General features: G+C 39.0%; 4 protein-coding genes. All 4 read left to right on the forward strand.

Annotated elements, in window-relative coordinates; all coding sequences use genetic code 11:
* Positions 1 to 91: 91 nt before the first annotated feature.
* The gene (locus HYU69_15860; GenBank protein ID MBI2271817.1) at positions 92 to 361 is read left to right on the forward strand and encodes a hypothetical protein; all 270 of its coding nucleotides are present in this window, start codon (positions 92 to 94) and stop codon (positions 359 to 361) included.
* Between the two features lie 36 nt (positions 362 to 397).
* Complete coding sequence (locus HYU69_15865) at positions 398 to 9,724, forward strand: PKD domain-containing protein (protein MBI2271818.1); 9,327 nt, start codon at positions 398 to 400, stop codon at positions 9,722 to 9,724.
* A gap of 196 nt (positions 9,725 to 9,920) precedes the next feature.
* Positions 9,921 to 10,349, forward strand: coding sequence for a hypothetical protein (locus HYU69_15870; protein ID MBI2271819.1), 429 nt, complete (start codon positions 9,921 to 9,923; stop codon positions 10,347 to 10,349).
* Positions 10,333 to 12,183: hypothetical protein (locus HYU69_15875; GenBank protein ID MBI2271820.1), on the forward strand; the 1,851-nt coding region annotated here is incomplete at its 3' end. The genes HYU69_15870 and HYU69_15875, both read left to right, overlap by 17 nt.

Genomic DNA, 12,183 nt, shown 5'->3' on the forward strand with positions numbered 1-12,183 from the left:
ATGCGTCATAGGTGGTATATTTGTTAAAAAATATGTGCCTTAGCGAGATAGAAAGTCAAAAAATTAGTAATATAAATAAAAATGTAATATAATGTGGAATTTAATTTCTTTTCAGTTTAGTCTAAGAAAAACAATTTTCTTCGGTGTTTTAATCAGTTCTTCTTCTGCTTTTGCTCAGGACAACATTGAAACTAATCAAAATCAAGTTCAAATAATTCAGGAAAGCCTTCCAATCCCAACAGAATTAAAACAAAATCCCGAAGAATTTTTTGTTATTAATGACAAGCCAGTTACCAAACAGGAATATCTTGATTATTTAGCAAAAAAGGAAGAGGAGGAGAAAAATTCTCCAGAACAATAAACCCCCATTTTTATTTTAATATATTTTTTTAAATTCATGAATAAATTCATTATCTCCTTAGCAATACTTTTAAATTTAGTTAGTTTTCAAGCATTTGCCCAACCAGCAAATAACACTTGTGCTGGTGCAATTTCTTTAACCGTAACAAATGGAAGTTGTAATTCAACAGATTATACTAACGTTGGATCAACAACTGCAGGAAATCCTCCAACTCCAGCTTGTTGGTCTCCAAATAATATGAGTCATACGGTATGGTTTAGTTTTGTTGCACCTTCAACATCTGTTCAAATAGGGACTAATTTTCCAAATGGACCTGGAGATATGACTAATACACAACTTGCTGCATATAGCGGAACTTGTGGCTCCTTGGTAAATATTGGTTGTAATGAAGATCTTAATACTGCTTTAGGAGTTACGCACACAACTTTGGCTTTGCATGGTTTAACTGTGGGTAACACATATTATTTAATAGTAGATGGAAATGGAACGTCAACAGGTACTTTTGGTATTTGCGTAGAACAAATATTGCCTGTTGGTGCACCACAACCTGTAAATGATTGCCCAACAGCTCAATTTTTATGTGATAAAAACTCCTTAAGCGTTGCAAATGGAACTGGTTCTCCAGGTGCTATTCAAGAAGCACCTACTTGTTTTGGAGCTCCTGGGGAACGAGCTGCTTGGTGGTACACATTTACAGTAGGTACGTCAGGTACATTGTGTTTTACAATAACCCCTTCAGCAGTTGTTGATTACGATTGGGCTTTTTATAATACAACAACAGGTTGTCTTGGGACTCAAATGGCATGTAACTGGTCTGGAACCACAGGTGCTACTGGAGCAACTGGAGCAAATGGTAGTGGTGGAGCGATGAATGATGTTTGTATGAATGTTGTTGCAGGTCAGACGTATTCAATACTGGTTGATAGATTTACAGCGACATCTTCAGCAGGTTTTACTTTAAGTTTTGGAGGTACGGCAACTTTTGCTGCTCCAAATCCAACTTTTACTTCAACAACTGTTTGTGTTGGTACAGCAACACAATTTACCAATACAACATCAGGTAGTAATACCTACAGTTGGAATTTTGGTGATGGTGCTACTTCAACCGCTCAAAATCCAACCCATACTTATACTACTGCTGGAACTTATACTGCTTCTTTGCTAGTAACAACTAATCCTGGTGGTTGCCAGAACATTGTAACACAATCAGTTACTGTAAACCCTGTTCCTACGGTAAATGCTGGACCTGACGCTTCAGTTTGCTCAGGATTATGTGTTAATTTAGCTGGTTCAACTAATGCTACAGGTGCAGTTGGCCCTTCAAGTTTTTCAAATGGTGGTAGTTATGCTATTCCAGATAATAACGCTACAGGAGTGAGTTCTCCTATTTCAGTTTCTGGTATTGCACCAACTACAATAGCTGCAGGATCAATAGCTTCAGTGTGTCTTAATATTACTCATACTTTTGATGGAGACTTAGATATCTTTTTAGTTTGCCCTGGAGGAACTCAAATAGAATTATCTACCGATAATGGTGGAGGAAGTAATAATTACACCAATACTTGTTTTACAGTGGCTGATCCTATTATTACTGGGGGCACTGCACCTTTTACTGGCTCATATTCTCCTGAACAAGCATTTACTTTGTTAAATGGATGTACAGCCAACGGCACCTGGAATCTTTTAGTTAAAGATGATGCTGGTGGTGATGTTGGAAGTATTACAGGATGGACGATTACATTCAACAATACTTTACCAGCTTTTACGTGGACACCGACAACATTTATGACTGGTTCTACCACATTAACCCCACAAGTTTGCCCAACAGCTACAACTACATATACATTAAACGCCACTTCTGGAGGTACTTGTACTGCTAGCGATCAAGTTACAATAACAGTTCCGGCCCCTGTAACTCCGACATTCAATGCAGTAGGTCCTTATTGTTCCAATGCAGCAATACCGGCTTTACCAACAACGTCAACAAATGGAATAACGGGGTCATGGTCACCAGCAATTAACAATACGGCGACAACTACTTATACATTTACTCCGGCGGTCGGACAATGTGCTACCACCACCACTTTAACCATTACTATTACTCCAAACGTAACTCCAACATTCAACGCAGTTGGTTCTTATTGTTCAGGAGCAGCAATACCGGCTTTACCAACAAGTTCAACAAATATACCTGCAATTACAGGAACTTGGTCACCGGCAATAAATAACACAGCAACAACTACCTACACATTTACACCGACAGCAGGTCAGTGTGCAACAACACAAACATTAACCATTACGATAGATGCTCCTATAACCCCAACATTTACAGCTGTGCCTCCACAATGTACAGGATCAGCAATAGCACCCTTACCCACCACATCCACCAATGGAATAACAGGAACCTGGTCACCAGCGATAAACAATACAGCAACGACAACCTATACTTTTACCCCAGCAGCAGGTCAATGTGCTACCACCACAACAATGACCATTACAATTACGTCGTCAATAACTCCAACATTTGCAGCAGTAGCACCTATCTGTAGTGGTGCAGCTTTGGCGGCATTACCAACAAGTTCGACTAATGTACCTGCAATAACAGGAACATGGTCACCGGCGATAAACAATACAACTACAACTACCTATACCTTTACCCCGGCAGCAGGACAATGTGCAACCACCACAACAATGACCATAACTGTAAATCCAAATATAACACCAACATTTACAGCAGTACCTGCTATATGTAGTGGTGGGGCATTAGCTGCATTGCCAACCACATCAAATAATGGTATTAATGGAACATGGTCGCCGGCAATAAACAATACAGCTACAACAACCTATACATTTACTCCAACAGCACCACAATGTGCTACAACAACCACAATGACGATTACTGTTAATCCTTTACCAATTCCAACAGCTATAGCTGATAGCGTAAATTGTAATGGTGGTTCTACAGGGAGTGTAACCGTAACAGGAGTGGTAAATAGTCCAGGAGGATTTAACTATTCGTGGAATACAGTACCGGTACAAAACACACAAACTGCCACAGGATTACCCATTGGAACCTATACCGTAACAGTAACAGACCAAAACACAACGTGTACAGGACAAACAACAGCAACTATTTCTCAGCCGGTAGTTTTAACAGCATCAGAAACACATGTTAATCCAACCTGTGCACAAGGCACCAATGGAACAGCAACAGCGACCCCTGCAGGAGGAACAGCACCCTATACCTATTCATGGAATACTATTCCTGTTCAAACCACCCAAACGGCAACAGGGTTGTCTGCAGTTTCTTATATCTGTACCATTACCGATTATCATGGATGTACCACTACCACAACAGCAACTTTAGTTGACCCTGCCGGAATGGTGTTAAATACAACAATGACACAAGCCAACTGTGGATTACCCGATGGTTCAGCAACAGTATCAGTAACCTCAGGAGGAAGTGGGAATTTTAGTTATTCATGGAATACTAGTCCGGTACAAAATACAGCAACAGCAACAGCGATACCTTCAGGAACATACATAGCAACAGTAACAGATGTTACTTTAGGATGTATTTCAACAGATACCATTACAGTAACCACTACATTAGGAATTACAGCAACCGCTACATTTATTAGCGATGCACTATGTAATGGCTCAACCGATGGAAAAGCTTATGCCTATCCAACAGGCGGGGCTCCAATTTATTCGTATTCATGGAATACTGTTCCTGTTCAAACCAATGATACCGTAACAGCTGCTGCTGGAACTTATATGGTAACCATTACCGATGGGTCAGGATGTTCAGGTACAGCAAGTGTAACTATTGGGCAACCAACAGTTGTTGTGGCATCAATTACAGGAAGTACAGATGAAACATGTTTAGGAGCAAACAATGGAACAGCAACAGCAGGAGGATTAGGAGGAACAGGAACATACACCTATTCATGGAACACAACACCAATACAAAACACACAAACAGCCACAGGATTGGCACCGGGCACCTATATTGTAACAGTATTAGATAATAATTTATGTGCTGATACAGCATCCGTAACCATTAACCCGGGACCAACAATGACAGCGACTCATACATCAACCAATGTATCTTGCTTTGGAGGATCAAACGGTGCAATTAACGTAACCATATTAGGAGCTCCCGGAGCAATCTCTTATAATTGGATGCCGGGATCGATAGGATCAGAAGACCCCATAGGGTTAACCGCAGGAACATATACACTTACTGCAACCAGCTTGGGCTGTTCGGTTAACGATACAGTAACCATCACTCAACCAACACAATTAGTAGCAGTTCTTGACTCAGCAATAGATGTAACTTGCAATGGAGGTGCCAACGGACATGCTCATGGTTCAGCCACAGGAGGAACAGGAGCTTATGCCTATTCGTGGAATACTGTTCCCGTACAAAACACCTCAGCAGCTTTTGGTTTGCCACAGGGCATATATACGTTAACCGTAACAGACAGTTTAGGTTGCCAATCTACAATAAATGCAACCATTATTGAGCCTGCACCACTAGCAGTCAATACAGGAAGTATAGCAGCATATTGTGGGGTAAATCAAGGAACAGTATGGGCATTTCCAACCAATGGGACAGCACCATATACCTACATTTGGGATTCTTCGGCAGTAGTATTGGGCTCAACGGATACCTTAAGCGGTTTATATCCGGGTTCATACCATTTACAAGTGTTAGATAATAACGGCTGTAAATATATAGGAGATGTAGTTGTAAGTCCTGCACCCGGTGGAACTGCTTCAATATCTGCCACAACGGATGTAAGTTGCAACGGAGGCAGTGATGGAACAGCAACCGTTTCGATGAGTGGGGCTTTTCCACCCTATAGTTATCAATGGGATGCAGCAGCAGCAAACCAAATCACTAACCCTGCAACAGGGTTGGCATTAGGAACTTATGGAGTTAATGTAACAGATGCTTATGGATGCATCATGTCAACCACAGCAAATATTACTGAACCCACGCCACTAACCACAACCTTAACACAAAACAATACCGTTTGTCCAAACTCTTGCGATGGAACAGCAACAGCGACCCCTGCAGGAGGGACATCACCATACTCTTATTTGTGGAACGACCCTTCAAGCCAAATAACACAAACAGCAGCATCCTTATGTTTAGGAACATTTACGGTACAAATAACAGACGATGAAGGGTGTACTATCAGTGACAGCATTACCATAAATAACCCTCCGGCAATGGAATTGGATACTACAGTTGTAGAGGCAAACTGTAATCAAGCCGACGGAAGCGCTGAAGTATTTATTACAGCCAATGGTCAAGTTCCATTTACTTTTGAGTGGACAGATGGCGTTAGTACATTAAGTATGACTAGCCAATTAGCAAATGTTATAGCTGGAACATACTTTGTAACAGTAACCGATTTTAATTTATGTAGCGTAACCACACCGGTAACCATTCCAAATTTAGCAGGACCACAAATAGACTCAACATCAAAAATTGATGTACTTTGTTTTGGAAATAATACTGGCTCTGCAACAGTAAGTGTTTCAGGTGGAACCACTCCCTATACTTATCTGTGGAACGATGCGTTAACACAAACTACTCCATCAGCAACAAACTTAATAGCAGGAACTTATATTGTTGGTTTAGTTGATGACAACGGTTGTAATTTATCTACATCGATTACCATAACAGAGCCTGCCCAATTGGTATTAACATCTGGATTCAAAAATCCAACCTGTTTTGGAGATTCACTAGGATTTGTTTTTGTTAATGTAATGGGAGGAACAATGCCATACTCTTATTCATGGAATGACCCATTAACACAGTTAAACGATTCAGCATTGAACTTACCGGCAAATGCAGGAGGTTATACCGTAACCGTAACAGACTCTAATGGTTGTATAGAAACAGCAAATGTAGTATTAACCGACCCTGCCTTATTTACGATAAATGTAAACGGAACAGATGTATCTTGTTTCGGAGGAAACGATGGAACGGCAACCATTTCAGAAAATAATGGTTTTGCACCATTTACTTATTTATGGAACGACCCTTCAACACAAAGTACACAAACAGCTACAGGATTAATAGCAAATACATACAATGTGATAGTTAGGGATGACAACGATTGTATGGCAATTGGTTCAATTACCATCAACGAGCCGGTAGAGTTAACCATTGTTCAAGACACCGTTTTAGATGTAAGTTGTAATGGGTTATCCGATGGATTTGCCTCAGTAACAGTAAATGGCGGAACGGGAGCTTATAATTTTACCTGGGAACTTGGCAGTACACTTGTTTCTATCTTACAATCACCAAGCACTTTAGCAGCAGGAACTTATTTGGTAACCGTTACCGATGAGAATTTATGTTCAGCTTCAATGTTTATAACCGTTAATGAACCTACACCACTAACATCAACGTATGTTGCTGTTGATGCATTATGTGCAGGCGATAACACCGGTTATGCCTTTGTTTCACCAACAGGAGGAGTTGCTCCATACACGTTCCAGTGGGATGCCGCAGCTGCATTGCAAATAACGGATACAGCAACCGGCTTAACAGCAGGAACTTATGGTGTGTTTATTACTGATGATAATGGATGTCCTCATCCTGTCAATGGAATAGTTATTGGTGAACCACAACCATTAAACTTTGTTTCATCAACAAGTTCACCTTCTACCTGTGGATCGAATAATGGAGAAGCGAGTGTATCAGTTGGAGGAGGTTCAGGAGCACTTAACTATGCATGGAATAGTACACCGGCACAATTTACAGCAATAGCATCTAACTTATCAGCAGGAAATTATACGGTAGTGGTAACCGACCAAAACGGCTGTTTAGATTCAACCAATGTAAACGTTACCGATTTAGGTAGCCCGATGGTTACCATACCAACATCAACCAATGTAAGTTGTAATGGTGCTGCCGATGGAACTGCTACCGCTGATGTTACAGGAGGAACAGCTCCATACACTTATTTATGGAACAATACCAATGCTGATACCACTTTAACAGCCACAGGGCTTGATGCTCAAACGTATAATATTACAGTAACCGATAGTAATGGTTGTGTTGCCTCAGCATCAATTGTTATACAACAAGCCAATGCTCTGGTTGCAGTAATTGGCACACCAACTCATGTAAGTTGTAATGGATTAACTGATGGTACTGCAACAGTGATGGTTGCCGGAGGTATTGCTCCCTTTACTTATTTATGGGATGATGCAGCTGTACAAAGCACCACAACTGCCTCAAGTTTAGGAGCAGGAGCATATATCGTTGAAGTTAGAGATAGCAATAACTGTATGGCAAAGGATACGGTTACCATTACTGAACCTCAAGTTTTAGTTGTAGGTTTAGATTCCCTTAAACATGTAAATTGTTTTGGTGGATCAGATGGATATATTGATGTTAATGCAACAGGAGGTACTTTTCCTTATACATCGTATGCTTGGACACCAAGTGTCAGTACAGGTCAAACAGCCAATGGATTAGCACAAGGAAGTTATGATGTTGTAGTAACAGATAATAACGGTTGTACAGCAACAAATACTTATGTTGTAAATGAACCTACAGCACTTTTAATTACCATGGACAGTACCGCATCAACATGTGGTAACGCTAACGGTAGTGCTGAAGTTTCTTCAACTGTTGGAGGAACAACTCCTTATTTTTACAATTGGAATGATCCAGCAAATCAGCAAACAGCATTAGCATCAAATTTATCAGCAAACACTTATAACGTAACAGTTATTGACAATAATGGCTGTTCAATTTCAAGCAGTATAACAGTCAATGATTTACCAGGACCAATCATTGACTCTGTTACAAAAACAAATGTGTTATGCTCTGGTGAATTAAATGGAACAGCAACTGTATTTGCTTCAGGAGGATCTGCATTAAATTATGTATGGACTCCTTCAGGTCAAACTACTTCAACAGCCGATAGTTTAGGAGCGGGAGTTTATTCCGTTATTGTATCAGACATCAACGGTTGTACAACCAATCAAGGTGGCATTACCATTACACAACCATTTCCAGTAACTGCAGAGATTGATATGCCGGCTACGGCTTGTTACGGACAAATCATACAATTGTTTGGAGTTGGAGGTGGAGGAACTCCATTTGCCCCTCCGGCCAGTCCTTACAATATTTCATGGGGAGCTCCATTTAACATTACTTCATCGGGATCGTTGTACGATACAGTAACAACTAACACCACATACAACATAGTTGTACTTGATGCTAACAGTTGTCCTAAATTTTACGATGAATCAGTGGTAGTGGGCGATTCATTAGATATTACTGCAGATGACCAAATAATTTGTCAAGGACAAGGTATTTCATTAACAGCATCTACAACTGGAGGTAATACTGCTAACGGTTATACATATAATTGGTTTGTTGATAATACAGGTATCTATACCACTCCAGTTGGAGTTGTTAACCCAACTAATCCCGCAAATGTTGAGCCTGTAGCGACTACTGATTACATGGTTTATGTGTCCGATGGTTGTTCAAGAAATGATACAACTTATGTTACGGTAACAGTAAATGATACATCATTGGTTGCTTTTAATCCTATTGCTCCTGATTGTCCTATCCTTTATGCAGAGTTTAAACCAGTAAGTACTGATATTGGGTTAACTTATAGTTGGGATTTTGATGGGGATGGAAATGTTGATCAAACAACATTATTGGATACAGGGTATTATGCCTATAGTACTCCAGGAACGTACGATGTTGCATTATCAGTTACTAATTTGCTTGGTTGTAAATCTGCTTTTTATAGCCCTAAACATGTGATTGTGTACAACCTGCCAATAGCCAATTTTATTGCTGATCCACAAGTGGAAACTATTCTTAATCCTGTAATTAATTTTACCGATTTATCGTCAACTGATGTAATTGGTTGGTATTGGGATTTTGGTGATTTAACAAATGACACCATGCAAAACCCTACACATACCTATCAGGATACCGGATATTACCCTGTTCAATTACTTGTTACCAATGGTCAATGTAAAGATTCTATTATTAAAATGGTACAAATAAAACCGGATTTCTTCTTTGCTATACCGAATACCTTTACACCTGATGGTGATGGAGTGAATGATATTTTCAGGCCAGGTTCTTTAATCGGTGTGTCTGAAAAAGAATATAATTTTTATATTTTTGACAGATGGGGCGAAAAAATCTGGGAAGGACATGATTTAGAAGATGGATGGGATGGAACAGTTAACGACGGAAGCAAACTTGCTCAAACTGATACTTATGTATGGTTAATAAAATTAAAAGGTATTGATGGTGCACAAAGGGAATATCGAGGACACATCAACTTATTGAAATAGAACTAATTTTTCATAAAAAAGGAGCTGGTAATAGCTCCTTTTTTATGAAAGCACATTCTTTTTAATTTTTCTAAGATTAAAATTTAACAAATTTCATAAAATCCTTTACATATCCGCTCTTTCATAACATTTTAATAAAATGCTGGATTGATTTAATTATATTTATTGCAGATTAAGAATTAAATACCACAAAACAATGAAGCAGTTATATTTATTTATTGCATTATTAACAACTTTGAGTTGTTATTCTCGTTCCGAAAATGAAAAAACTCAAATTTATTTTTCAGAAGGAATTGAAATAAACCTAAAAAAAGTTGATTGTATTGATAAAGCTAAAGGAATAGAAAAACAAATTTTGGTTATAGAACTAATTAATACAAACTCATATCCTGTAAATATTTCCTTTAACAAAGAACTATGGTATGACAATAATTGCCAGACATGCAATTCCAATTCAGACGAATACACTGTTAGTTTGCCTATTTTAGAAAATTCAACTGTTGTCGGAGATTGTATAGCTGGCGACAAATCATTAAGCATTTTTGTTAAGATGTTGAATTTGGAAAATGTTAGGCAGTTAACTAAGTACGAACTTAAAAACATTACCATTGAAAAAGCTAACTAACTACTTCATTTTAGCAGTATTTCTGTTAAGCAATTACAATATAAAAGGGCAATGCACCTTAAATTTATTTGCAACTCCAAATCCTGTTGTTTGTGGAGAATGTGTTACCTTAAGTGCATTTGGTAGCATGAATGGTAATGTTGCTTTTCAAGAAGATTTTAACAGTGGTTCCCCGGTAGGGTGGCAATTTACACAAACCACCACTATAGCCAATAATACGTGTGGGGTGCCATCACCGGATGGTACAGATTTCATGTGGATGGGAGATGCTTCAGTGAATCCCCGAAATATGACTACCGTAGGTTTCGATTTAACTTTAGGAGGTACCATTTGTTTTGAAATGAGGTATGCAATTCAAGCTCAAGCATCCCCTTGTGAAGGTCCAGACGAACCGGATGAAGGTGTTTATTTACAATATTCGAACAATGGAGGAGCTACTTGGATAACTATTCAATATTGGGATCCGAACGGTGGTAATGACCCAAGTTTAACAGGTTGGAATCAGTATTGTGCTGCGATTCCTGTAGGTGCTATGACTGCAAATACTATGATACAATGGCATCAAGATGCTGTAAGTGGTGCAGAATATGACCATTGGGGTATTGATAATGTAATTATTACTTTAAATGATCCAAATTCAACAATCACTTGGCTTCACGATGGATATTCTTATCCTATGGGCTCTAGTGGTGGGGATGATCCTACCCAAGTTTGTTTAAGAAACGATAGTACTTTTACTGCTCAAATAACTAATGGGGTAAATACTTGTACTCAAAACATTACTGTAACTGTAGTTGATCCGAACCTTATTGTTATAGCAAATACTGATAGCACTATTTGTACCGGAGAATGTGTTCAATTAGTTGGGGAAGCAAAAGTAATAACTAGTCCTGCTTCCACTCCAACTTTTGAAAATAATGAAGTTAATGTGATTACAGGGAGCCCTGCATCTCCAATTGGAACTCCATGTACAAGTTTTGGAGGCTGTAATTGTTGGGATGGAAGTTCTGTTTCTTTTGGAGGTCAATGCCCTCCAGAACCAGGTAGTATTGATGCATCAATGAATATTAATGTTCAAGGATTAAATGGAACAATTGTGACCAATAGTTCTATTACTAGTGTTTGTATGTCAAATTTTAATATTACACCTGGTTTTGGTTGTTCAGCTACTAGTTTAGCTGATATTGAATTTGTTTTAATTTGCCCTTCTGGAACAGAAATAATACTTGCCACAGTCGGATCTATGTCAGGAAGTACCACAACTAATATGTGTTTTGAATTAGGAGCACCTACTTATACATCATCTTCTTCTCCATATTCAGGAACATTTGCTCCTGCTAATTCTTGGGCGGCTTTAAATGGATGTAATGCAAATGGTGTGTGGAAAATGGAAATTAGAGGAGTGAATAATGAGACTTGTCTTCCTCTTGGATCTATTAGTGGTTGGTCTATTTCATTTGATGACCCTGAAATTAGTTACCCTGCTGCTTTTACATGGACACCAACTACCGATATGACCAATTCGACAACCTTAACTCCAACGGTTTGTCCGGTAGCAACACAAACGTACACTTTAGAAGCCACCGATATTAATAATTGTGTTATTGATTCAGACCCTGTTACTATTACAGTTTCACCATGCGTTAATTGTTCAATCTCAGCCTTAACCGTAACTCCTGGGTTTTGTATTCCTGCCACAAACACTTATACTGTTAATGGTGATATTACATTTACCAATGCACCAGCCACAGGCACTTTAACAGTAACTGACTGTCATGGAAATAGTCAAGTATTTAATGCTCCATTTACCAGCCCACAAGCGTATAGTATAGCA

Source organism: Bacteroidota bacterium (assembly GCA_016183775.1).
Lineage (GTDB): Bacteria > Bacteroidota > Bacteroidia > JABDFU01 > JABDFU01 > JABDFU01.